Origin of the sequence: Oryzifoliimicrobium ureilyticum (assembly GCF_037199735.1) — a bacterium.
Taxonomy (GTDB): Bacteria; Pseudomonadota; Alphaproteobacteria; order Rhizobiales; family Rhizobiaceae; genus Rhizobium; species Rhizobium ureilyticus.
This window is the reverse complement of record NZ_JBBBVQ010000001.1, coordinates 348500-374197: the sequence shown is the minus strand read 5'-3', so window position 1 is coordinate 374197 and position 25698 is coordinate 348500. Positions and strand designations below refer to the sequence as shown.

Below are 25698 nucleotides of genomic sequence, written 5' to 3'. Positions count from 1 at the left end.
AATATGTTCGTTATTCTGTTTCTAGCCTTCGGCTTTACTCGCAAAGCATCCAAAAGAAAATCACTCTGAGAGGCCGCCGCCAAAATTTGGATGAAGTGTGGCATTTTGCTTCAAATGAGCGCCTGACCGGCAGTCAATTTCGAATGATTCCTGAGTTTTAGAGCTTGCACCCGAAAAGGACCCGGTCTATAGAAACGCCCGCTGGTCACGGAGTGTAGCGCAGTCTGGTAGCGCACCACGTTCGGGACGTGGGGGTCGAGTGTTCGAATCACTCCACTCCGACCAGCCGAACTGCATTTTGTCGCGCCTCTGGAATTATAGTATGAAGGTGATGGAGCGACTGGCGAGATTTCTGCCGCACCCGCATTTAAAGCCTCAATCTGAGATCCGCGATCCAAAGGCAGTTGAGCGCATTATCTGTTTCGCACGACTTCCAAATCCAACATTTGATTATTATTTTGCTGCACGCTTGAGTGCGCCCGACGCGCCACCTTACGAGATCGTCGATATCAAGTCTTTCGACCCGGAAAAGCTCGATGCCCGCGGTGCCTTTGTCGTTATCTGCCGCTACGCCAATCGGAAGGTGACACATTGGCTGACGCAAAACGACCGTAAGCTCAGCGGTGTAGGTCTCTTCTTGGATGACGATATTGCAGCGACTGTGGTCAGCGAAGATGCAAGTTTGCGCTATCGCTTAGCACTCATTAAGAGGGCTCTCCTCCCGCTTTACAAGCTCAATCGCCATCTTGATCTCATCTGGGCTTCCACGCCAATTTTGGCAGCTCGAATTGGTATGAACCATTGCCGCGTCCTCCCCCCTCTTCCGCCGGCAGACATGATCGGCAATGCCGTTTTTAGTGGCTCGACCGATCGGCGCATTACCATTGCCTATCACGCAACAGCGATCCATCTTGCAGAGCATCGCTTTCTTCAGCCGATTGTGAAGGCCGTTTTGCAAGCGCGCGACAATGTTGATTTCGAAGTCTTTGCCGCGCGTCGCGCCGCGGACTATTGGAAGGATTTAGAGCGCGTAACGATCAAGAAGCCGTTGTCTTGGCCGGACTATCTGGCAGAGAGCGGGAGACGGCAGCTCGATATTATGCTCGTTCCCCTTCTTGCATCCCTTGTGAACGACTGCCGCTCCCCCACGAAGAAGATCGAGACTGCCCGCTTCGGCGCTGCCGGAATTTTTTCCGCTTCACCAGCCTATGCCACCATTGCTGAACCTGGAGAACTGCTACTTCCGAACGAGGAAAGCAGATGGATAGGGACCATTCTCGATTTGGTTGATAACAGGAGCAAACGTCTTGAAGCCGCGTTGGCCACGAGACGTCTTGTTCAGCGTATGGCGGCAAATCCGGTGCCTCTTTTTCCTCGCTTTTAGCGCAGCCGCGCCCTCAATAAGGGTTTGGCATTTTTTTACTCGTCTTTCAGTCCGAAGATGAGGTCGGACGACCAATCTGCGTTTCGCGCATCTGTCGAATAAGGCGGCGTTCGCAAGACATCTTCTTCGGCAAGCAGCGACTGATTGGGATTGAAGAAAGGATCACGCGCAAGAATAGCACCCCAGCGCTCATACATAATCCGCTCTTCTTCCGCGAACCGTTGCAGCTTGGCGTCCGTATCGTCCTTACCCCGCGATACGGATTCCTTGTGCCATAGCTTTGCAAACGGGGTCCAGACGATCGTCTTCTTGATCGCCCCGAGCTTAAGACAGTAATCGACATCGTTAAACGCAACGGTCAGGCTTTCTTCATCCATCCCGCCAATGCGATCCCATAACGACTTGCGCGTCAGAAGACATGCGGCGGTCACCGCGGATGTTAGCCGCCTGTGCTGAAGCAGATCTCTGTGCTGTCGGGACCGAGGATGAATGAAATGAAAGCGGTGGCGGGCGACGGAACCGGCGCCCAGCAGGACGCCTGCATGTTGAACTAGACCATCCGGGAAAAGCAGATAGGCCCCGACGGCCCCAACGAGGGGATCTTCCAGTTCCTGAAGCATCTGCAAAAGCCAATCCTCGTTGATCGGCTCAACGTCGTTGTTGAGAAGCAGGATTTGCTCAAAGCGTGCTGAGGCGACACCCTTGTTGCACAAACGCGAAAAATTGAAGGGGCCGCCCGCCTCAATGACGCGCGCAACGCCAGATATTTTAAGACCTTTGAGATACTCGATCGTGGCTGGCTCAACACTGCCATTGTCGACGATGATGATATCGAGCGTCACTCCCATGGTGCGCGAGAACAAACCATCAAGGCAGGGCTTGAGGAGGTCGACGCGATCGCGCGTCGGAATGATGATGCTTGCGCTTGCGTCTTTCAGTCTGATTGCCGGCTTTTTAGCAGCGATTGGATCCGCTCTGCGCTTGATGCGATGCAAGAGGATACGCGGAATGTGGAGGATACTCCCAGTTCCACGCGCATGGATGTCAAGAAGCAGTTCAGCCGCTGTTCTTCTCCTAACACCTTCCTTATCAGGCAGCATGGAGACGCGGAACATTGCTGCCTCAAGACTAAGCCAGCCCGATTGCGCCAGCAGAGGATCCCAGGCAGGCTTGAAATCAGGCTTACACCGATTCAAGCCACCTACACCACGCCGGTCTTCATCGCTATAAACAGCGGCGACGTCGGGGTTCGCAAAGGGCGAAACCATCGAGGCCAAGGCATCTGGCGCAAGACGATCTCCGGCAGCGAGCCTGATCCAGAGAAGGTTTTTGCTCGTGGGAGATTCGATTGAACGTCCAAAGGTTTCTTCATCGACTTCTCGAAATCGCGTGAAGCTTTGCTTTGCGAGGGATGCTTTTGTAACGCGCAGATCCGAGGCTTTACCTTGATTGATCGTCACAATAACAGATAACGGGGGATGATCTGGTGGAGGATGAAAGCTTTCTGCAACAGACTTAGTCCACTTAGGATAAGATAAAGCGTTGAGCTCATCCGTAAGCCGCCCAAACCTATAGTCAGTTCCACGGCTATTCCCATGACGGATGGTCGTCATGATGGAAAGCAACTTGCAAGGCCGCTTGACCGCTGCGGTGAGCGCGATTTCCACGATTGAAAGTGAACGACAGCGAAAGCTTACGTTCGGCGAGATAACGGGGGCTCCGTTTCGATCAACGAGGCCAACATGCGTTGCGCCTCTCGGCACCCAGCAATAGAGAACGACCTCGTTTTGAGAGCGGCGGTATGGCGACCTCGACACAATTTCGGGACGACGCCCGGGACGAAGAAAACCTACCTGTGTTCCAGCAGGAATCACATCCTCCCCACCAGCCTTGACCCGAAGTTTTATCGCCTTTCCTGCAAAGCGCAGCACATCGATGCCAAAAGTGCTGCCGGCAACAAACAAAGCTACGCCCCTACCAGAGTTTGAGAGACAGAAACAGCTTGTTGCAACATTCCAGCACCGATCTCGTACGTGCTTTGAGCTTGATCGAGAAAGCCATCAATCTCCGCGCCATTCATCTGCAAAATTCCAATTCGCCCGACCCTATTGCTTGCTGCATAGCGCATAGTTGGAAGCACTTGAAGCCGCTATGAGGAGCGGCGTTCCGTCAAAACAACATAAAGATTGGCGGATGCGGCTAGAGCAGAATGTTGGCCGCGCCCTTCTGCGACATCGCCTCCTACTTCTAAGGAGCTTTCAGGCGGGATTGCTTAGCAAGTTTTATGATCGGCGTGTTTATGTCCACTGCATACCAAGCAGGAATCCGAAGCTTGGCTATGGTTGTAGCCGACTCCCAATTGCCATCTGTGCCGACGTCATTGCTCCAAATTTCCATGGAAATCTGTCCGTCATCTATCCCGTTTGCAAATCCGCATGAGGCTGTTTCGGCAGGAAATTCGCTACTGTGCCGGTTGGAAATCACATCCATATAGCTTTCTCCCATCTTCACGTGCTGGGAGAAATCGATGACATTTTCCTCACTCGCGTCCTTTGAAAACTCTGGCTGCCAAGCCGAGCTCGGATCCTGAAACATATCTTGAAAGACATCGAAAGCCAGTTGACACACGTTCATCATTTGATCGCGAGAAAGCTTCCCAGGCGTGATATCGTAGCTCAGCCGCGCTCCGCTATGCGCAAGATCTCGTATAGTTTTTACTTCTTGTGGCTTCTGCGACGCGGACATAATGAAATTCAAGAAAAACCAGTCTGAGACCTTTAGGTCTTTCTTCAACGTGAGCATTTTGCGCATGAAGTCTGCTGCCCCGGCTGGAGGCGGGGCGCGATATGCAATGCTTGCGCCAAGTTCAACCAGACGCGAGACATGGCGAAAGTCTCCCCACCCGCTTCCGCCAAGAAAAGCTATCGCGCAAGCCCTACACACTTGTCACCGGACCTAACGATAGTCCCGACACCATTTTCCATAAAGCTGTTGGCGAATTCCACACCTTCGGAGAAGGAGCCGCCATCGCTGTTTAGGCATATCCTAGCCCTGTCCTCTGAGCCTTTAATGATTTGCTCAACTTTCGCATGGTCGCCATCATCGATTTGTCCCGTCAGCTCGATTGCGCACCTGGTATCATTAGTGACTTTGATCGACGCGCCCTGCACGGTCGCAGGGCCTAGCAATGGTAGAACGAGCAGGTAAGGAAGACGGCGCATCGCGAATCCCCGGTTGACACTCAGCGTTCCATATCTCACCTTGAAAAGCACAACTGGCTCTGTGCCTTTAAGGAAGCCTTCGTTGGCGGCAATGCTGTTTCAACTGAACGGCGGATGCAAATGCGAACGACCGACAAGAAAATATGGCTGGGGCGCCTGGATTCGAACCAGGGGATGGCGGTACCAAAAACCGCTGCCTTACCGCTTGGCTACGCCCCAATGCCGTTCGGTCGAGGACCGAAGCAAAGCGGTGCCTGCTTAGCAAAGCTTCACGCGTCTCTCAACGAATAAGTTCTGAATGGCGAAAATATTTTGTGGCAAAGAGAACTGCTGATCATACTTGAGAGTAGGCTTTGCTTTCAGGCACGTTGTGGGCTGAGTTTAAGCTTCCGGAGTGTTATCGACAAATGATCAGATTGAAACGAAGCATGCAACGTCATGAAATTTAATCGCGCGTTTGAGCCGAATCACGGGATTGCCGTTCCGATCGGGCCGGGAATTCAGCGCTTAACCGCGAAAAACCCCAGCCCCTTTACATTTCTTGGCACTAACACCTATATCGTTGGCGAGCGCCAGGTGGCTCTCATCGACCCCGGTCCGGATGACAAAGATCATCTCAAAGCGATAGTGAATGCGCTTGATGGCCGTAAACTCACCCATATCTTTGTCACGCACACACATAAAGATCACTCGCCGCTTGCAAGACGGCTTCAAGAGGAAACGGGCGCCCTTGTTCTGGCGGAGGGCCCGCATAGGCTTTCGCGGCCGCTTTCCAACGGCGAGATCAACGAATTTTCCGAAAGTTCGGATCTCGATTTCAGACCGGATGTTGTGCTTCGCCACGATGATGTCATCACCGGTGATGGATGGGCGCTGCGCACCGTTCTTACGCCCGGCCACGCAGCAAACCATGCTGCCTTTGCGATTGAGGACCAAGGGATCTTGTTTTGCGGCGACCATGTTATGGCTTGGTCGACGACCGTCGTGGCCCCGCCTGACGGCTCGATGAAAGACTATATGGCCTCCCTCAACCGATTGATCTTACGCAACGATCATCTGCTGTTGCCAGGGCATGGAGGCGTAATTGAACAACCTCGTACCTTCATGCGGGCCCTAAAAGCACACCGGCAGATGAGAGAGAAGGCTATTTTTCAAAGGCTGCAGGCTGGCGACCGCTTTATTGCCGACATCGTTGCCGCGCTGTATGCAGATGTCGATCCTCACCTACATCCGGCAGCGGCTTTTTCAGTTCTCGCGCATCTCGAATCGCTCGTACAAGATCGGCTGGTCTATTGCGAAGGGCCTTTATCACTGCAAGCAAAGTTCCAGCCGGTTTAGGTGCAGGTGATACGATTGCTCCGTCCCAAGAAGGCGCTTGGTGTTTTATAAAACGCGCCTTGGAGCTTTGATGACAAGACCGTGTGGCGATTATGGTTCGGGCCTACAGCAACTAAGAGCCCGCGATTCCCAACAGTTCGGCATCCAGCGCTTTGAGGTAGTCTTCCGCGATTGTTTTGCTGAAACCAAGATCGTGCGGCCCATAACGGGAGGCAACACGGATGTCGACAAGCGTTGTTTCTGCCTCCTCGTGCAGGCGAATGACAACGTCAAAGCGGAGACCAAGAACAAGCGATCGCGCCTCTCCTTGTAGAACGACACCATCTGCTCGGCGGATCAGCTGCGCTACATCGTCGTCGAACGGACGCGGTGTTGGGACGGCGACCAGTTCAGGAGCATCGGGAACAGCCTCCCCGTTTTGTTTTGGGCGCATGGGCGCTCGGGGCGTATCATCAGCCGGTGCCGCGTCCCCCTGTGACTTCACAATGTGGATGCCCTGCAATCGAGCAACCTTTTTGACCGCATCCAAAACGCGATCAATAGCACCGTCGTATCGACGGCCAGTCAGTTCCGGATAGGCTTCCGTCTGCAACTCGCGATCTTGAGCCGTTACCGGCTTTCGCGCCGGCAGCCATCCTTGGTCTGCCGCTGGCGTGACGAGCCACTCAGGTGCGGAAGAAATATCCGTGCTCACATCATAAAGCTTTGGGAAGAGGATATAGCGCTCGGCAACAAAGCTCCCGCAAACAAGCGCCGGCACTGCAAAGACCAAAGCAACCAGACAATCGATACCGCCACGAGCACCGGTCACCCAAAGGCTGCGAAGTCCGGCAGTTGCCAAGACAAGGGTGAGGCCAGCCGCAACAACGGCAGTTACGAGCAAGATCGCCATGTTCGGTGCAGACAGACCAGCCAAGCGATGCCCAAGCAGCGCTGCGACTGTCAACAAACCGGAAAAGATTCCGCATCTGCGAGAAAGACGTGCAGCAGTGGAAACGGGACGGTCGAAACGGATTTTCATAGAATGTCAGTATGTCGCGGGCCGGCCGGGAGAAGTCATCTCTCCTCAACCGCCCTCTTAGAGCACGGGTCGCGTCAAAATGAAACTGTCTTCAACAGAAACGAAAACAAGGAATCTTCACCAAGGTTAGATCCAGTCGCTGAATAAGCCGTAAAAACGCCATGGTAAGAGCAGTAATTATGCTTAGGAAGATACGGGAGAAAGTATCATGATCGCATCCGAGTTTTTCTCCACGCCGAGCATCAAGCAACTTTCGCCCCAAAAGGCAGACGATACTTTTTTGCCTCTCGAGCTTCTGGAACTCGAGCTCTCGCTCGATAGCTACGCCGGCGAGACACAAAACTTTGCGGAAGTCGTTCGGCAGGCTGCTCAGAAGACCGGCGGGGAAATGTTGTTCGACTTGCCGGCACGCGGTTTGCTAGAAGATTGCCAGCGTGTAGCGGTACTGCGCATACCGGCTCCCAAGAATGACAAGCGTGTCGTCTTGGCAATGCTCGATGAAAGCGGATACCACATACGTATCCAAATGCCTGATGCGAAGAGTCAGCAGCTCGTCCGTCTCGCCAATGCCTTTGTGGATGTGTTCGAGAAAATCTGAAGCTACTGCGAACTCGGCGATCCTGATCTTTATCAAGTCGTCAAAGACGAGCTTTCCAAGCGGCTGCGAAACGGAAATTTACGACCGCATTCGCATTTCAACATGAATGCTTCCTGGGTTCGAGCCGTTCTTTGGACGAAAAAGCCCTGCGGAAGTGCGTCGACTTTAAAATCTGGATGAGTACGGCCTGCGTCGTCACTTTCCGAAGCTTCCGCAAAGCCGGTGTTGCCACATTGGGGGCAAGTCAGTTTTTTTGAGAATCGATCGCGCAGCGCCATACCCTTCCTTCAACGACTCATCTGCTAACCGCAGCCAACTTTACCAGAGACAAACGGGTCACGAAGACGTCAATTCAAAGCGTCATTCTCACTGATGAAGCTTTGGCTTTTTCGGAATGATCCTGTAGCGCGCAAGTCTTGATAAGAAAAGCCGGAACCTCGCCCGATCTGCGTCGTTTACGATATACGACCGTCGGGGAGTGACGAGGTTCATATCGGCGGAGCTGTCGTCTGCAAAGGCAGATGTTCGTTCAACGATTGTCGCGCGACTGATGCGCCCGTGTCAAAATCGGCGCCTTGCAAAACGCGGCATGACGAGGAAACGTTCTCGCAAAAAGGGAGATCACGCTATGCCTAACAGAGATCCGCTTCCAATACCCGGCGGTGTCGAAACACCACTTGGGCCTATTTCGACACCGGGCATTCCCGATCGCGTTCAGGACAAGCCGCCACGGACCCCAGTCCAGGACAAGGGAGATACGAAGAATCCCGAAGATCCGATCCTTGATCCGGCTCTTCTTCCGATCGGCGATCCAGCCGGTGCAGCCTAGAGATTGAGTACCTTTCGTGAAGCACCGCGCAGCCGCCTTTCGGGCGGCTGTTTTCGTTTGAAACCACCGGCTATCAGCCGGGCTGTCTGGTTGAAGGTCAGCGATCAATTCGCTCGCATGACGATTGCCGCCTGCGCCGCGGCAAGTCTTGCAATCGGCACTCTGAAGGGCGAGCAGGAAACATAATCCAAGCCAATTTCCTCGCAGAAGTGAATCGAAGCTGGATCGCCACCATGTTCGCCGCAAATTCCCAACTTCATATCATTGCGTGTTCGTCTACCGCGTTCGGCAGCAATTCGGATAAGTTCGCCGACACCATCGAAATCCAATGAGATGAAGGGATCATGTTCGATGATACCCTTCCTCTGGTAAGTTGGCAAAAACGCCGAAGCGTCATCGCGCGAGATACCGAAGGTCGTCTGCGTCAGGTCATTGGTTCCAAAGGAAAAGAACTGAGCAGCCTCCGCAATGACATGAGCGCGAAGAGCGGCGCGTGGCAACTCGATCATGGTCCCGATCAGGTAGTCGATGGCCATGCTTGCCTCTTGCATCACCGCCTCGGCCACGGCATCGATACGTGCCTTGATATAATCGAGTTCGGAGCGTAGCCCGACCAAGGGCACCATGATTTCAGGAACAACAGGCGCGCCAGTCTCGCGCGCTGCTTCGACGGCTGCTTCAAAGATTGCCCGTGCCTGCATTTCTGCAATCTCCGGGTAGGAGATCGCCAGACGACAGCCTCGGTGGCCGAGCATGGGATTGAACTCATGCAGCGCATCAAGCCTTTCGCGCATGGCCTTTTCTTCCATACCCATGGCAGAGGCGACTTCGGCAATTTCCCCGTCGGTCTTTGGCAGGAACTCGTGGAGCGGCGGATCAAGCAATCGGATGGTCACCGGTAGACCATGCATGACACAGAAAAGTCCGGCGAAATCGTCGCGTTGCATCGGCAAGAGTTTGTCCAGACAGCGACGACGTCCTTCCTCGCTCTCGGCCAAAATCATTTCACGCATTACATGAATGCGCTCACCTTCGAAAAACATATGCTCTGTGCGGCAAAGACCAATGCCTTCAGCTCCAAAGGCGCGCGCGGCACGGGCATCAGCTGGCGTGTCCGCATTGGTGCGCACAGTCATTCTTCGCATCTCATCCGCCCATTTCATAATCCGGGCAAAATCTCCGGAAAGCTCTGGCTGAACCATGGGCACAACCCCCTTCAGCACCTGTCCGGAAGAACCATCAATTGTAATCACATCGCCTTTTTTGAGCGTTGCGCCAGTTCCAATCAACTGCTCATTTCTAATGTCAATGCGCATCGTACCGGCGCCAACGACACAGGGAATTCCCATTCCGCGGGCAACAACAGCCGCGTGGCTGGTCATTCCACCGCGTGTGGTCAGGATCGCTTCGGCGGCATGCATGCCGTGAATATCTTCAGGGCTGGTTTCAACCCGCAAAAGAATGACTTTTCGCCCCTCCTCAGCCGCAGCAACTGCTTCCTCCGCAGTAAAGACAATCGCGCCGGTCGCCGCGCCCGGCGAGGCCGGCAATCCGTGGCCAATGACCTGACGATTCACTCTAGGGTCGATCGTGGGATGCAAAAGCTGGTCAAGGCTTGACGGATCGATCCTGGAGACAGCCTCCTCATGCTTTATCAGCCCCTCTTCCACCATATCCACCGCAACTTTCATGGCAGCCCGTGTCGATCGCTTTGCGGCGCGCGTCTGCAGCATCCATAGGCGACCTCGCTCGACTGTAAATTCGATATCCTGCATGTCCCGGTAATGGCTTTCGAGCCGCGCGCAGATCGCACGCAGTTCGGCAAATACATCAGGCATGAGTTTTTCCATCGAGGGTCGATCCGCGCCCGAATCGATTCGCGCCTGTTCGGTGATGGATTGGGGTGTGCGGATGCCAGCGACGACATCCTCGCCTTGAGCATTGACCAGAAATTCGCCGTAGAGCGCGGCCTCTCCCGTCGAGGGGTTGCGGGTGAACGCAACACCGGTCGCAGATGAATTGCCAAGATTGCCAAAGACCATAGCCTGAATGTTGACAGCCGTTCCCCAATGTTCGGGAATATTATGAAGCTGCCTGTACGTGATAGCGCGTGCGTTCATCCAACTGGAAAAGACCGCGCCGACAGCGCCCCATAATTGCGCGTGCGGGTCCTGCGGAAAAGCTGCACCGAGTTCCTCATCAAGCAAATGTTTGTAAGCCTCGACGACTTCCTGCCAATCCTCTGCAGCCATTTCGGTGTCGAGTTCATAACCGCGACGGGCTTTTTCATCCTCCAGAATTTCTTCGAAGGCTTCGTGATCGAGACCCATAACCACATCGCCGTACATCTGGATGAAACGCCGGTAACTGTCCCAGGCAAAGCGCGCGTCTTTAGAATCTTCTGCGAGCGCCTCCACAGTCTCGTCATTGAGGCCAAGGTTCAACACAGTGTCCATCATGCCCGGCATCGACACGCGCGCACCCGATCGCACCGAAAGAAGCAACGGCTTTTCAGATGCTCCGAAACGACGACCCGTTTCGCCCTCGATGAGAGCGATACCGCTGATGATCTGCTTTTTCAGTTCCTCGTCGAGTCGGCGTTCATTTGCGTAATAGTGGGAACAGGCATCGGCCGTCACGGTCAGGCCGGGTGGCACAGGCAACCCAAGGCCCGCCATCTCTGCTAGATGCGCGCCTTTCCCGCCAAGAACCTCGACATCTTTGGCGCCGCCTTCAGCCCGACCAAAGCCAAAGCTGTAAATCAACTTCGCCATGTTCCCCCCGTTTTCCCGTCTCCCAGGACAGTTTAACCCCAAGCGGAGACAATGAAAACCGAGGAATGCGGCGAAATGGTGCAGTGCACAATGACCAATTGCCAAATGGCCATATAAAAAAGGCTTTGCGGGCGAACATGCCTCCCGCAAAGCCTTTTCCGTCCAGACAGGAGACTGGGCGGGGGGTTCAGCTCGCAAGGTAGCTCGCCAAAAGCCTCCCGCGAAAGATCGGGACGTCCACCTTCATCAACCGATCTGATTGTTATCACTATACATTAAGAGAGCCGAAAAGCATCGGCGAAGTTGGCTCTCGACTTATTTCGAGACCCACCATTTTTGGGTTTTTTGCATATATTCTTATTTAGAACATATGCATTTATGCGACGTTTTCCCGCAGCTGCTCAGCCGTTTGTAAATCGACAGACACGAGTTGGGAGACACCTTGTTCGGCCATCGTCACGCCGAACAAGCGATTCATGCGCGCCATTGTGATGGGGTTGTGGGTGATGATGATAAAGCGGGTCTGCGTGGACGCCGCCATTTCATCCATGAGGTTGCAATATCGCTCCACATTATGGTCGTCGAGCGGTGCATCCACCTCATCGAGAACGCAAATCGGCGCTGGATTCGTCAGGAAGACCGCGAAAATCAGGGCCATTGCGGTCAGGGCCTGCTCGCCGCCAGATAGAAGCGTCATCGTCTGTGGCTTTTTACCAGGTGGCCTTGCCAGGATCTCCAACCCCGCTTCCAGCGGATCGTCCGACTCGATCAATTGGAGTTCGGCGGTCCCTCCACCGAAAAGATGCGTAAAGAGACGCTTGAACTGAGCGTTGACGATATCGAACGCCGCAATCAGCCTTTCGCGGCCCTCGCGATTGAGGCTTTGAATGGCGCCACGCAACTTGCGGATTGCGTCAATCACATCGTCACGTTCGCGGATCATGATCTGAAGACGACCTGTCAGCTCCTGCTGCTCCTCGTCGGCCCTCAGGTTGACTGCGCCCAGTCTTTCGCGTTCCATTTTCAAACGGTCTAGTTCCCGCTCAATGTCGCGCGGGTTCGGCAAAGTAGCTCCTGGCGTCGCTCCCGCGAGCCGCCAAACCTCGTGTGCCTGAACATTGAGCGAGGTACGGATGCGAGTTTCGCTTTCCTCCCGCCGCTCTCGAGCCGACATAAGGCGTTCCTCCGCGCGTCCGCGCCGCTCGCGACTGTCGGCCAGTTCGGATAAAGAGACGGCAGCCTTGTGATCTGCCTCGCGCTGCATGGTCTCAGCGTTCACCAGCCGATCGGCAGCCTCGCGGCGCGTTGCTTCCATTTTCTGGAGCTCATTCATCAACGCACGACGCTTTTCCTCAAATTCATCAGGAGCGACATCAAGCTCCGCCACTTCCTCGCGGGCTTCGTCCTCGCGCTCGCGCAGCGTGGCGATATGTTGCTCAGCATTTTCTGCTCTTTGCCGCCAGTTCTGTCGCTCCGCATCAATGGCAGCAATGCGCCGCCGACGTGCGGCATTTTCACGATCAAGACTTTCATGTCTGGCGCGCGCTTCGGCCACTGCGGCGCGCTCCATGAAGACCGAAGCTTGCTGTTCATGCAAGCGCGCCTCGATCGCGGCAATGTCTACAAGATCGTTGAGATTGGCGCGCGCCTCCTCTTCCTGCGAAAGAAGGTCGTCGATTTGACTTAAAAGCCCCGTGAGCGCTTCATCCAGGACATCGCGACGGCGCAGGAGCTCTCCCGACGCGCGTTCGGCCAAGGCCAGCGCATCTCTTGCCTCAATCAGCGTGCGCGAGGCAAGTCTGACGGCCTCGCGACTTTCGTTTTGAGATGCTTCTGCAATACGCACAGCGCCAGCAGCGGCGGTGAAGGCGGCTTCGGCTTCCTCCAGAACGAGGCGCGCAGCCTCAATCTCTTCTTCAAGTTCGGCCAGCCTGTTCTTTTGTGACAGGCGAAGGGCGGCGGCGCTCGGCGCGTCCGCTCCCGTCACATGACCATCCCAACGATAAACGGCGCCGCCTCGCGTCACAAGCCGCTGACCGGCTTTCAGCTGGGCCATCAGACCAATCGCATCGCTTTCATCCGCAATGATACCGATTTGCCGCAACCGTCTAGTGAGCGGACCTGGGGCACGAACATAGCTTAAAAGCGGCGGAACGCTCTCCGGCAGGCTCGGATCTTTCTCTCCATCACCATTGTCGGTCCAATGAGCCGGTGCTGCCGGATCAAGCGGACTATCCAAATCTTCACCTAAGACAGCGCCTAGGGCTGTTTCATAGCCACGCTCGACGGTCATCGCATCGGCAACCGGAGAATAACCACCGGCGACCGCGCCGGCAGCCAGCATTTTCGCAATTGTGCGTGCCTCGGTTTCGGCAGCATTCAATTGCGAGCGCGCATCCTCGACCGGCGCTCTTGCCTGAACTTCTGCGTCCCGCGCTTCCGTGAGCAGCGTCTCGGCGTTTTCAAGACGTTCAGCCGCATCCTCGCTCGCCGCTTCGGCTGCGTCTAGAATTTCACGCTTCTCGCCAGGATCGGGCAGCTCCGCAATCTTCGTATCAAGAGCGGCTCGTTCGCGCCTCGCCTCGTCCAGCTGGCGATCGAGCTTTACCTTCCGCTCTGCGAGATCACGCAGCATGCGCTCGGTCTGGCTACGGTTGGCTACCGCTTCGGCGCGCTCGGCCGTCAGGGTCGATAGAAGAGCTTCGCTTTGGGCGAGCCGTGCTTCGGCTTCCTCCAACGCGTCGCGAGTTTCCTCGGTCAAACGCGACGAATCGGCAATAGCGTCCGCCAGTTCGGCTTCTTCGTCATCGAGACGCTGCAAGAAACCGGCATTATCGGCAACGAGGCGCTCTTCGCGACGTATATCTTCGCTCAATTGAGACAGTCGCCGCGTCAGCTCATCGCGACGGCGGGAAATGCGGCCCGCATCTTCCTCCAATTGGGCACGGGCGATCTGCAGCCGCTGCAGGCCTGCAGCCGCGTGCGCCTCGGCTTCGCGTAGTTCCGGCAGTTTTAGGCTGGCGATCGCCTGCTGTTTTGCCGCCTCCATCTGCGCCTGCGCCTTCTCGGCGACAAGGACCGTTGCTTCGTTCAAGGCACGATCTGCCTCCGATTCCGCTTCCTTGGCTTCGGACCAAAGAATATGCAGCAGCATCGCTTCGCGCGCACGAATATCGGCGGATAAAGCCTTGAAGCGGTTGGCTTGGCGCGCCTGACGCTTCAAACTTTCGATCTGACTTTCGATCTGTGCGGTGACATCATCGAGGCGCTCAAGATTGGTTTCGGCAGCACGCAGCCGCAGTTCCGCCTCGTGACGCCGGGAATGCAGTCCGGATATGCCCGCCGCTTCCTCAAGCAATTGCCGACGAGCCTGCGGCTTGGCCGATATCAGCTCACCAATACGACCTTGGCCAACCATCGAAGGCGAACGAGCCCCGGTCGAAGCATCGGCAAAGAGAAGCTGTACATCCTTAGCCCGGCTTTCTTTGCCATTGATACGATAGACCGAGCCATGCTCCCGTTCGATACGACGGCTTACCTGGATTTCGTCGCTATCGTTAAATGCAGCGGGCGCCGTTCTGTCGGAATTGTCGAGATAGAGCGAAACTTCCGCAGAGTTCCGCGCCGGCCGGTTTCCCGAACCCGAAAAGATGACGTCGTCCATACCGGACGCACGCATGTTCTTATAGGAATTTTCGCCCATGACCCAGCGAAGAGCCTCAACGAGATTGGACTTTCCGCAGCCGTTCGGCCCGACGACGCCCGTCAGACCCCCTTCGATGATAAATTCGGATGGTTCTACGAAGGATTTGAAGCCAACAAGGCGAAGCTTATTAAACTTCATACCGACCGCTCCATGCTCATCACAGTGAGATGAACGCAAGGAGGCGCATCGCAAGCGACGAGCGCTATCGGCGGATGCAAGGGAACGGGCACCGCAAGGTTGCTGGCGCCCGTTCCTAAGAAGGGTAAGCCGTTACATGAGACTATCGACAAGTGCCGACAAGCTATCAAGCGACATATCTCCAGCGTAGCGCTTTCCGTTGATCAGGAAAGTCGGGGTCGCGTTGACGCCAAATTCACTATTGCCCCGTTCCCGCGTGGCATTCACTTCATCCAGCAGCTTCTGGTTCGTCAAGCACTTCGTGAAGCTTTCCTCACTAAATCCAGCGAGCTTTGACATTTGAAGCAGCGCGGCACGCTTGTCTTGGGCAGCCGCCCAGGTTTCCTGCTGCTTGAACAACATGGAAACCATCGGGAAATATTGTTGAGGCGTGCTGAGGTCTGTCGGGTTCTGCGGGTTGCAGCGCGCCAACATGAAGGCCGCCGCCGCTGCCGGATCGAATGGGAATTCGCGAATAATGAAGCGCACCTTGCCGGTGTCGATGTACTTCTTTTTGAAGTCTTCGAACGTCGTGTTGTGGAAATGGGCGCAATGCGGGCACGTCATCGACATGTATTCGATGATCTTGACCGGTGCATTCTCTGGACCCAAGGCCATGTCGGGGAGAACGCCGGGCTTCAGCGCCGCATTCATGTCGACGGTTCCCTCGGATTCTGGAATGTCCGCGGCGGCTGCTTTGCTGACAGCAGCAAATGCGATTGTTGTCGTGGCGATACCGCCCAGAAGCTGGCGTTTCGTCAGTTGGATTGCGGACATGTTCTTGGCGCCCCTTGAATGAGAATAACTGGTACAGTGCGATATATCGGCATTCGAGTGCCGACAAGGCAGGCAAAGCAAAGATTCTTCAAAGAATTGTGACCCTTGTCAGGCGATGGAGCCTTCTTTTCCTCAACGGCCTTTTGATTTCCCCAAAACGGCTGTTCCGAGTCGTTTGACGGCGCTTCTCAAGCGATCGTCTTCCAAGCCCTTCATCATATCCTCCAGCTTAAGCGCCGCCTCTCCCTTCAAGGGCTGGGGCGGGCGCGCATGCTTGACGGCCAGAGATACCGGCTTTTGCACGATACGCACCTGATGGACCGCAGCAAAACCAAAGAAGCTATTGATCCGCTGGATCAATTCGCCCTGCGCATGCGACAGGAAAAGCGCTCGGGCTCCTTCGCAGGCAATGGTCAAAACGCCGGGCTTAAAATTTCCATCCTCGGCACTTCGCGCCCAGGCGATTTTTTCCGGCCGCGTGCAATTGGCAAAGTCCGCTCCGACGATTTCGTCCCAGGAGCCCAAAAGTGCAGTATTGATGCCGGCTCGGCGGGCCAAAACAGGATCAATCAGCCCGTTAGCCAGCTCTGCAATCTGTTTTTCGCCTTTGCGTCGATCGTTCATGTCAGCGCGAATATCACGTTTAACCGCTTTCTTCATCTTAAAGATAAGGGTGAGGTTGTTGATCAAGATGATGAAGCACGTGGCTTCCCTAGTGAGTTTCCACAAAAGGAGCGCCCAAACGACTTGATCCGCTATCGGCTGCCGTCCATCTATTGAATGAACCGATAAGCAAGAGCACGATGACTTCACATCCCCCCGACGGACCGGCTCCTGGCCTGATATCTCCTTTGTTGTTGGCCTGGTACGACCGGCATCACCGCATTTTGCCTTGGCGTATAACGCCTCAAATGGCTCAAGATGGTGTGCTTCCCGAGCCCTATCATGTCTGGCTTTCCGAGGTAATGCTGCAACAAACCACGGTAGGCGCCGTAAAACCATATTTTACGAACTTCCTCGCGCGTTGGCCGACGGTAGAGGACCTTGCCGCCGCACCTGTCGAGGATGTCATGGCCGCCTGGGCGGGACTCGGCTATTATGCACGAGCCAGAAACCTCAAGAAATGTGCTGAAGCTGTAGCGCGTGATCACGGCGGACGGTTTCCCGACACAGAAGAAGGTTTGCGCCAGCTGCCGGGTATCGGCGACTATACGGCAGCAGCAGTCGCGGCCATCGCTTTTAATCGCCCGGCCGCTGTGATGGATGGCAATATCGAGCGTGTTGTAACGCGTCTTTATACGATCGAGACACCCTTGCCGGCGGCCAAACCGCTGATCAAGAAGAAAGTTGCGGCGCTGACGCCGTCCGATCGACCCGGCGATTGCGCTCAGGCGATGATGGATCTCGGCGCAACGATCTGTACGCCAAAGCGACCAAGCTGCGTCTTATGCCCTCTGCGTGAGATCTGTCGCGGCTTGAAGACAGACGATCCGGAGCGCTTTCCCGTCAAGGCAGCAAAAAAAGATAAGCCTGTGCGGGTGGGCGCGGCCTTCATCGCGGTGACGGATAACGGGCACATCCTTCTGCGGCGACGTATCGACAGTGGCCTTCTCGGCGGCATGACGGAGGTGCCCACCACAAGCTGGACCGCCCGTCTCGACGGAACAGTGGATCTTTCAGAAGCTCCTTTCGAAGGCGCTTGGCAGCCCTCAGGAACCGTCATCCACGTCTTTACGCATTTCGAATTGCGGCTATCGGTGTGGCGCCTCAATGCGCCTGCGCCGCTGCCCCTTCATGACGCATGGTGGGAGCCGGTTACAAATCTTGAAAGAGCAGCTCTCCCGACTGTGATGAAAAAAGCAATTTCAGCCGCTATTCCAGAGGCCTTTCGTACGGCAAGGAAAGTCTCTTCATGATTGATCATATCGTCTTCGATATTGGGAAAGTGCTTATTCACTACGATCCACACCTCCCATTCGCTCGCATCATTCCAGACGAGAATGAGCGCAAGTGGTTTTTCGAAAACATCTGCACCCACGAATGGAACCTTGAACAAGATCGTGGGCGTAGTTGGGAGGAAGCCGAACGCCTTCTTGTTGAGCTTCATCCAACACGGGAAGATCACATCCGCTCGTTTCGGCGCTACTGGCACGAGATGGTTCCCCACGCATACGACAGCAGCGTTGTCATTCTTGAAAAGCTGATCGAAGACGGTCGCGACGTGACCATGCTGACCAACTTTGCGTCAGACACCTTTCGCGAGGCACAGAAGCGCTTCCCATTTCTGCAAAAGCCGCGAGGTGTGACGGTCTCTGGTGACATCCGGCTTATCAAGCCTGATGTCGAAATCTATCATCATCACGCCAAAGCCTTCGGATTGAATCCGGAGCGGACGATCTTCATCGATGACGCGCCCATGAATATCGAAGGTGCAAGGAAAGCGGGCTGGAAGGGTGTTGTTTTCACAGACCCTCAGAAGTTGCGCAACGACCTTGCCGCGCACGGCATAGAAGTTGGTTGAAGAACTTTTTAAAGTGATTCAGCATCGAGGTGCAGACTGATGTTTACTCGCGAGCTTTTCGTCTCGCGAACCAGTTTAAGTCATTCGCCATATAATAAAAAAGAGCGTCCGAAGCTTTTAGACTTCGGACGCGCTACCCTCCCCCGCAACTGGAGGTACATGAAACCGGAGGAAGGCATTCGATCCGGCGATGGCAGTTACTGTGCCTGTGCGAGATCGCTTCGGACAATCATCCGCAGATCGTCGATCGGACGCAGGGTCTCTCCATCGTCGAAGTGCCAGAACGTCCAGCCATTGCATGCATCGAGACCTTGAAGGCGGGCGCCAACGCGGTGAATAGAGCCGGCTTCGCCACCAGCCGCGAGTGTGCCGTCGGCGCGAACGATTGCGCTGTAACGGCGCTTGGCATCCGTCAGAACCTGGCCTGGTTTGACCAGCCCGCTTTCCACCAAAGTAAGGAAAGCTACTCGGACCTCCGCTTTTTTGCCGGTAAGCACGGTCAGCTCTGCCCGTCCGAGCGGCTGCACCTCGGCAATACGTTGGGCGGCAGCGTCGATATAATCTTGCTCCCGCTCGATACCGACGAAATGACGGCCCAGCTTTTTCGCAACAGCGCCGGTTGTGCCGGATCCGAAGAACGGATCAAGGATCACGTCTCCCGGCTTTGACGAGGACATGATGATGCGTGCCAGGAGCGCTTCCGGCTTCTGAGTCGGATGAAGCTTCTTGCCATCATCTCCCTTCAGCCGCTCTGCACCCGCGCAAATCGGGAAAAGCCAATCGGAGCGCATCTGAACATCGTCATTGGCAGCCTTCATTGCATCGTAGTTGAAGGTATAACCTTTTGCTTTCGCATCCGGGCTCGCCCAAATCATGGTTTCATGAGCGTTCTGGAACCGCCTGCCTTTAAAGTTCGGCATCGGATTGGTTTTACGCCAGACGATATCGTTGAGGATCCAGAAATTCAAATCCTGCAAAGTCGCGCCAACGCGAAATATGTTGTGATAAGAACCGATAACCCAGATGGTGCCGGTCGGCTTCAAAACGCGTCTGCAGGCAAGGAGCCATGCGCGGGTAAATGCGTCATAGGCCTGGAAAGAGGCAAATTGATCCCATTCGTCATCAACCGCATCAACAAGTGACTGGTCAGGACGATGCAAGGCGCCACCCAATTGCAGATTATAAGGCGGATCGGCAAAAATAACGTCGACAGAATTGGTCGGAAGGGCTTCGAGAGCAGCGACACAATCGCCTTTGATGATTGTGTCGAGCCAGATATCCGACCTCGCGCAGGTCTTCAGGTCGGCAAGCGGGAAAACTGACGCCATACAAGATACTCGCTGTTACGCATTACGCTTTTACGTCCTGTTATGGTTACCCATCTTGGTTACCAAAGACTGAAGGCGGCAGACTTTTTGTCCAGAAATAGCGTGAGCGGTCACGTTCGCTTCTGTTTGGCGGCCTCGGCTCCTAACTGATGAAGCCCTTAAACGCGTAAAACCCGCCATAGAGCGGGTTCGACGTCGCGACTTTACAGCGAAACGCCAGTTTCAGACTTTAGCGGTCTGTCCCGCTTCTCTGAGAGAGACAAATTTCATTGTGACGCTCTTGAGATTGTCGTCAAGCCAGCGTGCCATAGCAAGCTCTTCCTCAAGATTTGCGCTTAAAGCCGATGTAAAGCTCGAAAATCCGCCATGTTCGCCCACTGATATCAGCGATTTATAAGCCGCGATTTCAAAATTTTCGAAGGCAAAATTCGCGAAGGAATTCTTCAGGATCTCATCACCTGCAACTGTGTGGCCGAGAGCTGCCATGGAACCGGTGAGCGACAGAGCCATATCTTTGAGAGCCGAGCGATCTTCGGCCAGACCATCAAGAACTTCCTCCAAACGCCGGACCTGGCCTTCGGTCTCCCGATAATGCTGCTCCAGCTTGGCGGCCACCTCCGGATAGTTTTCGATCCGGGAAAGCTGTGGCTTGATGATGGAAAGGGCCTGATTTTCCATCGCATGCGCATTTTTGATACCAGTAACGAAGATGGACCGCACTTCAGATGTTTCTGCCATATTAATTTCTCCTCGTAGGCATCGCTAACCTCGCGAGATGGCCAAGGTTCCAAAGCACTCATCCAAAAGGGCTCCTTGCCTGTCGGAGGCTAGAATGAAGGCGATATACGGCGGGAACGGTTGAGCTTCCCATGCAGGTCGTGTATGGCTCACGCCACCTGCTGCTTGACGTACGCAGCTTTAACTCCCCTTGCATGTCATTGCGCCAAAGCGCCTTACCTGAAGGGCATGCGCACCTACGGACGATGGATTTCATGGCTGGCTTTCAACTCATCATCTTCGACTGCGACGGCGTCCTGGTCGATTCTGAAATCATAGCGGCAGAAGTTGAAGCCGCTCTTCTGACGGAAGCGGGCTATACGATCAGCGTTGAAGAGATGGGCGCGCGCTTTGCGGGCATGACGTGGCAGAACATTCTGTTTCAGGTGGAAAAAGAAGCAAGCATTCCCCTTTCTGCCTCTCTGCTCGACAAATCCGAAAAGCTTCTGGACATCAAGCTGGAACAGGACGTCAAGGCTATTGCAGGCGTTGAAAGTGCTGTTGCTCGCCTCGACATGAAGCGTTGCATCTGCTCGAATTCCAGCGGCAAGCGCCTCGATATGATGCTCGGCAAAACGGGGCTCAAGAAGCTTTTCGCACCGCATATCTTTTCGGCAAAAGATCTGGGGGCAGATCGTGTAAAGCCAAAGCCAGATATCTTTCTGCACGGTGCCAAGCAAATGGGGGTTTCCCCCGACCAGGTGATTGTGGTGGAAGATTCAGTGCATGGCGTCCACGCAGCGCGCGCGGCCGGAATGCGCGTCATCGGCTTTACAGGCGCATCCCACACCTACGCCACCCACGCTGATCGGCTGACGGATGCAGGCGCCGAAACGGTTATCGCACGCATGTTCGATCTGCCCGGCGTTGTCGCCGCAATGGCGGAATGGGAAGGCGTGCTTTAAATTTAGCGAAGGCGTGACGACGTCACAACTTGATTATCAGCTGGCGGCGTGACGGGCGCTGTCAGCTTGAACCTCATGCATTTCGTTCCGCTCAGTTGACATCCATCTCAGCGCAACATCTATTGGTTTTTAGCTAGGTGCGCGCCGCTTGAGCGGCAATGGCAGCAGGGAAGAGATGATGTACGATATTGTGAAAGCCGTCCATATCGTTGCGGTCATCGTCTGGATTTGCGGCCTTATCGCAACTGTCCTCATGCTGAGCCACGGCTCGAAGCAGCAATTGGCCAACTTCCGGCGCGTCAACCTTTTCGTCCTAAACCCGGCGATGATCATCGTCTGGGCTGCCGGCATCACGATGGCTGTTTGGTATCATTGGTTTGCCAGCGGCTGGTTGTCTTTGAAGCTTGTTTTCGTGATCCTTCTCTCGGGTTTGCACGGCTTCCTGTCTGGAAAATTAAGGAAAGCCTCAGAAGGCGCCGATGTAAAAGTCCGAAAGCTATCGCCGATCCTGCTGCTGATCATTACGGCCTTCACGATCGTCATCGTGCTGCTTGCAGGCGCAAAGCCATTCTGATTCGCCATGACGCTGAAAGAGTTCTAAGGGTAGAGGTCGTGCTCAGCTGGCTCAATCTGAGCACAGCCGCGTGCATCGAGCACGATGTCTCTGACCCGATTGGACGCGTTTGTTGAACAGAGAGCGCCCTAACCTCTCATCCGCTACTTCTTCTTTTTCGTTTTGGTCTTGGCTGGCGCGCCTTGGTCAAAGCCGACATTGACGCGCACGAGCGCGCCCGAACCCAACGGCAGCTTGATTCCATCCTTGCGGAACAGCACCTGTGCACTGCCCTGGCCGGGTGGCAGTTCTGCCGCGAAGTTTGTTACTTCCGAGTAATAGGTGCTCGTTTCGTCTTCGACTGTGATACGGATCGGCAGATTGACAGAACCGCTGTAGCCCATCGGTCCGGCCACGAGGCGCAGCTGAGCGACGACCGTCATCGTCAAGTTTTGGTCGTCTGTCGTGCATTGGCGTGTGTAATTGCCGATCGAGGCTTGCAAGCTGACCTGTTGCGGATCGTCCTTTTTTCCGCCCTTGGCGTAGACGCGATAGATGGCTTCGGCATCCTTCATAAAGATCTGCGGGCAGGCCCCTTGCACAACGCGCTGGGTCGTGCCGGACGCAGTCTTCGCAGTGCCTGCCGGCTGACCAGCATCGCCCGATGACGATATCATGGGCGTGATATGCGACGAAGGGTCCGACTTGCCGGCCCCATTTTGCCCATTGCCCAAGCCACCAATGCCGGAGGAGAAATAACCCGAATTGCCCGTACCGGTCGAACTGCAGCTTGCAAGCAGGATTGCAGCCGAAGCGCATACGACGAAACGCGAGACATTGCCGAGCACGATTCCACCCCTCTTATAAACAATGTTATCAAGGCCCTGTGTCAGTCGATCTAGGCCCTTTCGTGACAATTGTGGATGGTCTATATCAGCGACGCTGACAAAAATCGATTGGGTGGCGCCTGTTTTCAAAGAGATTTAAGGCTGCCATTCCCTGCCGGCTTCGGCGCCGGTGAGCAAGGATGATGACATTGGATTACATCTCGACCCGCGGAGAGGCCCCTTCCCTCGGTTTTTGTGACGTGTTGCTGGCTGGCTTGGCGCGTGACGGCGGTCTTTACGTGCCGCGTGCATGGCCGCAATTCTCGAAAGAAGAAATCCGTGCCTTGCGAGGAAAATCCTATCAGGACGTTGCTTATGCAGTTCTTCTGCCGTTCACCAACGGGGAGATTGCACCTGAGACATTCCGTGGCATGATCGAGGAAGCCTATGCGACGTTCCGCCATCCGGCCGTCGCTCCGCTTGTTCAAACAGGCGCAAACAGCTTTCTGTGTGAACTCTTCCATGGCACGACGCTCGCCTTCAAGGATGTGGCGATGCAGCTTCTGGCGCGGCTGATGGATTATGCTTTAGAGCAGAGAGGCAGCCGTGCAACCATCGTCGGTGCGACATCCGGGGATACGGGCGGCGCGGCAATCGACGCGTTTGCCGGGCGTGAGCGCACAGATATCTTTATTCTTTTCCCCCATGGCAAAGTGTCGCCTGTTCAGCAGCGACAGATGACAACGTCGACGGCCGCCAATGTTCATGCCCTTGCCGTCAACGGGAACTTCGACGACTGCCAAAACCTCGTCAAAGCCATGTTCAATCACGGCGAGTTCCGCGATCGGGTTAACCTCTCAGGTGTCAATTCGATCAACTGGGCCAGGATCATGGCTCAGATCGTTTATTATTTTACCAGCGCCTTGGCGCTCGGAGCGCCGGATCGCGCTGTTTCTTTCACCGTGCCGACGGGCAATTTCGGCGACATTTTTGCCGGCTATGGCGCAAAGCGCATGGGGCTGCCGATCGAGAAGCTGGTGATTGCCAGCAATGAAAACGACATATTGCCCCGCGCTTTCAAGACGGGGCGGTATGAGATGATGGGCGTTCACGCCACAACCTCCCCCTCGATGGATATCCAGATCTCCTCGAACTTCGAGCGTCTTTTGTTCGAGGCCAATCATCGCGATGCCTCCAAGGTCAAGGCTGCGATGGAAAGCCTGAAACAGTCCGGCGGCTTTGAAATCGGCGGAGCGGCATTGGAGGCAATGCGCCGCGAGTTTGAGGCCGGCAAGGCGAGTGAAGCGGACGTACGAGCAACGATAGAGACTGTTTTTTCGCGGACGGGCTATCTTCTCGATCCCCATTCAGCGATCGGCCATTTCGTTGCCGCGCAATACGAAAAGCCGACAGCTCCGATGATCACCCTTGCGACGGCCCACCCCGCCAAATTTCCCGCCGCGGTAAAATCTGCGTCCGGTATTGACCCGGCGCTTCCGACGTGGCTTGCTGATCTGATGCTTAAGGAGGAACGCTTCGAGGTTATCGATCCTGAGCTGAGCGCGGTCGAGGGATTTGTCGACAAGCACGCCCGGATATAACCTCAAGCGAGGAAAGAAGGCCTATGACAGTTGAGTGCACCCGGCTAAAATCCGGGCTGACAGTAGTCACCGAGACCATGCCGCATCTTGAAAGCGCTGCACTCGGTGTTTGGATCAAGTCCGGCTCGCGAAACGAGACGGAAAATGAACACGGAATTGCCCATCTGCTCGAACATATGGCGTTCAAGGGCACGGCGCGCCGATCCGCACGCGATATCGCCGAACAAATCGAAGATGTTGGCGGTGAAGTCAACGCGGCAACCTCGACAGAAACGACCTCATATTATGCACGCGTTCTAAAGGACGACGTCCCTCTCGCTGTTGATATTCTCGCGGATATCTTGACGGAATCGGCGTTTGATGAGGACGAGCTTGAGCGCGAAAAGCAGGTTATCCTTCAAGAAATCAATGCCGCCAGCGATATGCCTGACGATGTCGTTTTCGATCGATTTTCGGAAACGGCGTTTAGCAATCAGACGCTCGGACGGCCAATCCTCGGCACGCCCGAAACGGTTCTGTCCTTCTCGCCCCCACAAATCCGTGCCTATCTTGGGCGCAATTACACGACCGATCGCATGTTTGTGGTGGCGACCGGCGCAGTCGAGCACGAAAGTTTCGTGCGGATGGTCGAAGAGCGTTTTGCATCTCTTCCGACACAGCCGACAGCGGCACCGGTTCTGGAGGCCGCGCGCTATATTGGCGGCAATGTGCGCGAGCCCCGCGATTTGATGGACGCGCAGATCCTTCTGGGCTTTGAAGGAAAAGCCTATCACGCGCGTGACTTCTACTGTTCGCAAATTCTAGCCAATGTCCTTGGCGGCGGCATGTCCTCAAGGCTGTTTCAGGAAGTGCGCGAAATCCGCGGGTTGTGCTATTCGATCTACGCCTTTCACTGGGGCTTTTCCGATACCGGCATCTTTGGCATTCATGCCGCGACAGGTGGGGAAAACCTTCCTGAGCTCGTGCCAGTCATCATTGACGAACTGCACAAGAGCGCTGAGCACATCGATAACAAAGAGGTGGTTCGTGCAAGGGCGCAGATCCGCTCCCAGCTTTTGATGGGACAGGAAAGCCCGGCGGCTCGCGCAGGTCAGGTCGCAAGACAAATGATGCTCTACGGCCGTCCGATTTCGAATGTCGAGATGATGGAGCGGCTGGAAGGCATCACGGTGGAACGACTGACCGATCTGGCGGGACGACTGTTCTTCGATACCGCACCCACGCTTTCGGCCATTGGACCGCTTCAGCATCTTGCTCCTATGGAAGATATCGCGGCCTCGCTTTCCTCACCGCAGCAACAGGGCCGGCAAGCCAGCTTGTAGGTTTCTTGTAGCTTCCCAGACGTTTCGCGATCCGGAGTG

Annotated in this window: 21 protein-coding genes and 2 tRNA genes; 11 read left to right on the top strand and 12 right to left on the bottom strand. The window is 55.2% G+C overall.

What is annotated here, in order from left to right:
- Nucleotides 1–208 precede the first annotated feature (208 nt).
- Together VQ830_RS01805 and VQ830_RS01800 are read left to right on the top strand one after the other, a co-directional pair.
- Nucleotides 209–285 (top strand) — tRNA-Pro (locus VQ830_RS01805).
- Nucleotides 260–1384, top strand: coding sequence for a glycosyltransferase family protein (locus VQ830_RS01800; protein WP_337266337.1), 1125 nt, complete (start codon nt 260–262; stop codon nt 1382–1384). Before VQ830_RS01805 ends, VQ830_RS01800 begins: the two co-directional genes overlap by 26 nt.
- 35 nt (nt 1385–1419) lie before the next feature.
- On the opposite strand, the gene VQ830_RS01795 is transcribed toward VQ830_RS01800, so the two are convergent.
- The 3 genes from VQ830_RS01795 to VQ830_RS01785 form a co-directional block, all read right to left on the bottom strand.
- A complete protein-coding gene (locus VQ830_RS01795; RefSeq protein WP_337266336.1) occupies nt 1420–3348 on the bottom strand; it encodes a glycosyltransferase family 2 protein in 1929 nt (642 codons plus the stop codon).
- Nucleotides 3349–3631: 283 nt separating this feature from the next.
- Nucleotides 3632–4195, bottom strand: a complete 564-nt coding sequence (locus VQ830_RS01790) for a hypothetical protein (RefSeq protein WP_337266335.1) — start codon at nt 4193–4195, stop codon at nt 3632–3634.
- Between the two features lie 554 nt (nt 4196–4749).
- Nucleotides 4750–4824 (bottom strand) — tRNA-Gln (locus tag VQ830_RS01785).
- A gap of 219 nt (nt 4825–5043) precedes the next feature.
- On the opposite strand from VQ830_RS01785, the gene VQ830_RS01780 reads away from it, so the two are divergent.
- Complete coding sequence (locus VQ830_RS01780) at nt 5044–5943, top strand: MBL fold metallo-hydrolase (RefSeq protein WP_337266334.1); 900 nt, start codon at nt 5044–5046, stop codon at nt 5941–5943.
- A gap of 112 nt (nt 5944–6055) precedes the next feature.
- On the opposite strand, the gene VQ830_RS01775 is transcribed toward VQ830_RS01780, so the two are convergent.
- Nucleotides 6056–6964: a DUF1499 domain-containing protein gene (locus VQ830_RS01775; RefSeq protein WP_337266333.1), complete on the bottom strand. Its 909-nt coding sequence runs from the start codon at nt 6962–6964 to the stop codon at nt 6056–6058.
- 208 nt (nt 6965–7172) lie between these two features.
- On the opposite strand from VQ830_RS01775, the gene VQ830_RS01770 reads away from it, so the two are divergent.
- Complete coding sequence (locus tag VQ830_RS01770) at nt 7173–7562, top strand: hypothetical protein (RefSeq protein ID WP_337266332.1); 390 nt, start codon at nt 7173–7175, stop codon at nt 7560–7562.
- 32 nt (nt 7563–7594) lie between these two features.
- On the opposite strand, the gene VQ830_RS01765 is transcribed toward VQ830_RS01770, so the two are convergent.
- The gene (locus tag VQ830_RS01765) at nt 7595–7840 is read right to left on the bottom strand and encodes a CpXC domain-containing protein (protein ID WP_337266331.1); all 246 of its coding nucleotides are present in this window, start codon (nt 7838–7840) and stop codon (nt 7595–7597) included.
- A gap of 350 nt (nt 7841–8190) precedes the next feature.
- Between VQ830_RS01765 and VQ830_RS01760 the strand changes: the two genes are divergently transcribed.
- Nucleotides 8191–8391 carry a hypothetical protein gene (locus VQ830_RS01760; protein WP_337266330.1) on the top strand — a complete coding sequence of 67 codons (201 nt, stop codon included), beginning with the start codon at nt 8191–8193 and terminating at the stop codon, nt 8389–8391.
- Between the two features lie 104 nt (nt 8392–8495).
- Here VQ830_RS01760 and ppdK read toward each other — a convergent pair whose 3' ends face one another.
- The 4 genes from ppdK to VQ830_RS01740 all read right to left on the bottom strand — a co-directional run bounded on the left by ppdK (nt 8496) and on the right by VQ830_RS01740 (nt 16449).
- Complete coding sequence (gene ppdK / locus VQ830_RS01755) at nt 8496–11165, bottom strand: pyruvate, phosphate dikinase (protein WP_337266329.1); 2670 nt, start codon at nt 11163–11165, stop codon at nt 8496–8498.
- Between the two features lie 376 nt (nt 11166–11541).
- Nucleotides 11542–15009, bottom strand: coding sequence for a chromosome segregation SMC family protein (locus tag VQ830_RS01750; protein WP_337266328.1), 3468 nt, complete (start codon nt 15007–15009; stop codon nt 11542–11544).
- Nucleotides 15010–15141: 132 nt separating this feature from the next.
- Complete coding sequence (locus VQ830_RS01745; protein ID WP_337266327.1) at nt 15142–15825, bottom strand: DsbA family protein; 684 nt, start codon at nt 15823–15825, stop codon at nt 15142–15144.
- A 132-nt stretch (nt 15826–15957) separates the two neighbouring features.
- Complete coding sequence (locus VQ830_RS01740; RefSeq protein ID WP_337266326.1) at nt 15958–16449, bottom strand: DUF721 domain-containing protein; 492 nt, start codon at nt 16447–16449, stop codon at nt 15958–15960.
- Nucleotides 16450–16628: 179 nt separating this feature from the next.
- On the opposite strand from VQ830_RS01740, the gene mutY reads away from it, so the two are divergent.
- Entirely contained in the window at nt 16629–17741 is a 1113-nt protein-coding gene (gene mutY, locus VQ830_RS01735) for an A/G-specific adenine glycosylase (RefSeq protein WP_337266325.1), read from the top strand.
- Nucleotides 17738–18346, top strand: a complete 609-nt coding sequence (locus VQ830_RS01730) for an HAD family hydrolase (protein ID WP_337266324.1) — start codon at nt 17738–17740, stop codon at nt 18344–18346. Before mutY ends, VQ830_RS01730 begins: the two co-directional genes overlap by 4 nt.
- 197 nt (nt 18347–18543) lie before the next feature.
- Here the strand turns inward: VQ830_RS01730 and VQ830_RS01725 are convergent, their stop codons facing one another.
- A complete protein-coding gene (locus tag VQ830_RS01725; RefSeq protein WP_337266323.1) occupies nt 18544–19674 on the bottom strand; it encodes a site-specific DNA-methyltransferase in 1131 nt (376 codons plus the stop codon).
- 222 nt (nt 19675–19896) lie between these two features.
- Nucleotides 19897–20412, bottom strand: a complete 516-nt coding sequence (locus VQ830_RS01720) for a ferritin-like domain-containing protein (RefSeq protein ID WP_337266322.1) — start codon at nt 20410–20412, stop codon at nt 19897–19899.
- Between the two features lie 254 nt (nt 20413–20666).
- Between VQ830_RS01720 and VQ830_RS01715 the strand changes: the two genes are divergently transcribed.
- Entirely contained in the window at nt 20667–21356 is a 690-nt protein-coding gene (locus tag VQ830_RS01715) for an HAD family hydrolase (RefSeq protein ID WP_337266321.1), read from the top strand.
- A 175-nt stretch (nt 21357–21531) separates the two neighbouring features.
- A complete protein-coding gene (locus VQ830_RS01710) occupies nt 21532–21930 on the top strand; it encodes a CopD family protein (RefSeq protein ID WP_337266320.1) in 399 nt (132 codons plus the stop codon).
- A 143-nt stretch (nt 21931–22073) separates the two neighbouring features.
- Here the strand turns inward: VQ830_RS01710 and VQ830_RS01705 are convergent, their stop codons facing one another.
- On the bottom strand, nt 22074–22760 hold the full coding sequence (locus tag VQ830_RS01705) for a hypothetical protein (protein ID WP_337266615.1): 687 nt from the start codon (nt 22758–22760) through the stop codon (nt 22074–22076).
- A 176-nt stretch (nt 22761–22936) separates the two neighbouring features.
- On the opposite strand from VQ830_RS01705, the gene thrC reads away from it, so the two are divergent.
- Nucleotides 22937–24337, top strand: a complete 1401-nt coding sequence (gene thrC / locus VQ830_RS01700) for a threonine synthase (RefSeq protein ID WP_337266319.1) — start codon at nt 22937–22939, stop codon at nt 24335–24337.
- Nucleotides 24338–24360: 23 nt separating this feature from the next.
- Complete coding sequence (locus tag VQ830_RS01695; protein WP_337266318.1) at nt 24361–25659, top strand: M16 family metallopeptidase; 1299 nt, start codon at nt 24361–24363, stop codon at nt 25657–25659.
- Nucleotides 25660–25698: the final 39 nt, after the last annotated feature.

Excerpts from the sequence above, each read along its gene's own strand:
- VQ830_RS01750 (WP_337266328.1), bottom strand. The coding sequence starts at position 15,009 with ATGAAGTTTAATAAGCTTCGCCTTGTTGGCTTCAAATCCTTCGTAGAA.
- VQ830_RS01765 (WP_337266331.1), bottom strand. The coding sequence starts at position 7,840 with ATGGCGCTGCGCGATCGATTCTCAAAAAAACTGACTTGCCCCCAATGT.
- ppdK (WP_337266329.1), bottom strand. The coding sequence starts at position 11,165 with ATGGCGAAGTTGATTTACAGCTTTGGCTTTGGTCGGGCTGAAGGCGGC.
- VQ830_RS01740 (WP_337266326.1), bottom strand. The coding sequence starts at position 16,449 with ATGAACGATCGACGCAAAGGCGAAAAACAGATTGCAGAGCTGGCTAAC.
- VQ830_RS01760 (WP_337266330.1), top strand. The coding sequence starts at position 8,191 with ATGCCTAACAGAGATCCGCTTCCAATACCCGGCGGTGTCGAAACACCA.
- thrC (WP_337266319.1), top strand. The coding sequence starts at position 22,937 with ATGATGACATTGGATTACATCTCGACCCGCGGAGAGGCCCCTTCCCTC.
- mutY (WP_337266325.1), top strand. The coding sequence starts at position 16,629 with ATGACTTCACATCCCCCCGACGGACCGGCTCCTGGCCTGATATCTCCT.
- VQ830_RS01745 (WP_337266327.1), bottom strand. The coding sequence starts at position 15,825 with ATGTCCGCAATCCAACTGACGAAACGCCAGCTTCTGGGCGGTATCGCC.
- VQ830_RS01790 (WP_337266335.1), bottom strand. The coding sequence starts at position 4,195 with ATGCGCAAAATGCTCACGTTGAAGAAAGACCTAAAGGTCTCAGACTGG.
- VQ830_RS01730 (WP_337266324.1), top strand. The coding sequence starts at position 17,738 with ATGATTGATCATATCGTCTTCGATATTGGGAAAGTGCTTATTCACTAC.
- VQ830_RS01770 (WP_337266332.1), top strand. The coding sequence starts at position 7,173 with ATGATCGCATCCGAGTTTTTCTCCACGCCGAGCATCAAGCAACTTTCG.
- VQ830_RS01710 (WP_337266320.1), top strand. The coding sequence starts at position 21,532 with ATGATGTACGATATTGTGAAAGCCGTCCATATCGTTGCGGTCATCGTC.
- VQ830_RS01780 (WP_337266334.1), top strand. The coding sequence starts at position 5,044 with ATGAAATTTAATCGCGCGTTTGAGCCGAATCACGGGATTGCCGTTCCG.
- VQ830_RS01775 (WP_337266333.1), bottom strand. The coding sequence starts at position 6,964 with ATGAAAATCCGTTTCGACCGTCCCGTTTCCACTGCTGCACGTCTTTCT.
- VQ830_RS01715 (WP_337266321.1), top strand. The coding sequence starts at position 20,667 with ATGGCTGGCTTTCAACTCATCATCTTCGACTGCGACGGCGTCCTGGTC.
- VQ830_RS01695 (WP_337266318.1), top strand. The coding sequence starts at position 24,361 with ATGACAGTTGAGTGCACCCGGCTAAAATCCGGGCTGACAGTAGTCACC.
- VQ830_RS01725 (WP_337266323.1), bottom strand. The coding sequence starts at position 19,674 with ATGGCGTCAGTTTTCCCGCTTGCCGACCTGAAGACCTGCGCGAGGTCG.
- VQ830_RS01720 (WP_337266322.1), bottom strand. The coding sequence starts at position 20,412 with ATGGCAGAAACATCTGAAGTGCGGTCCATCTTCGTTACTGGTATCAAA.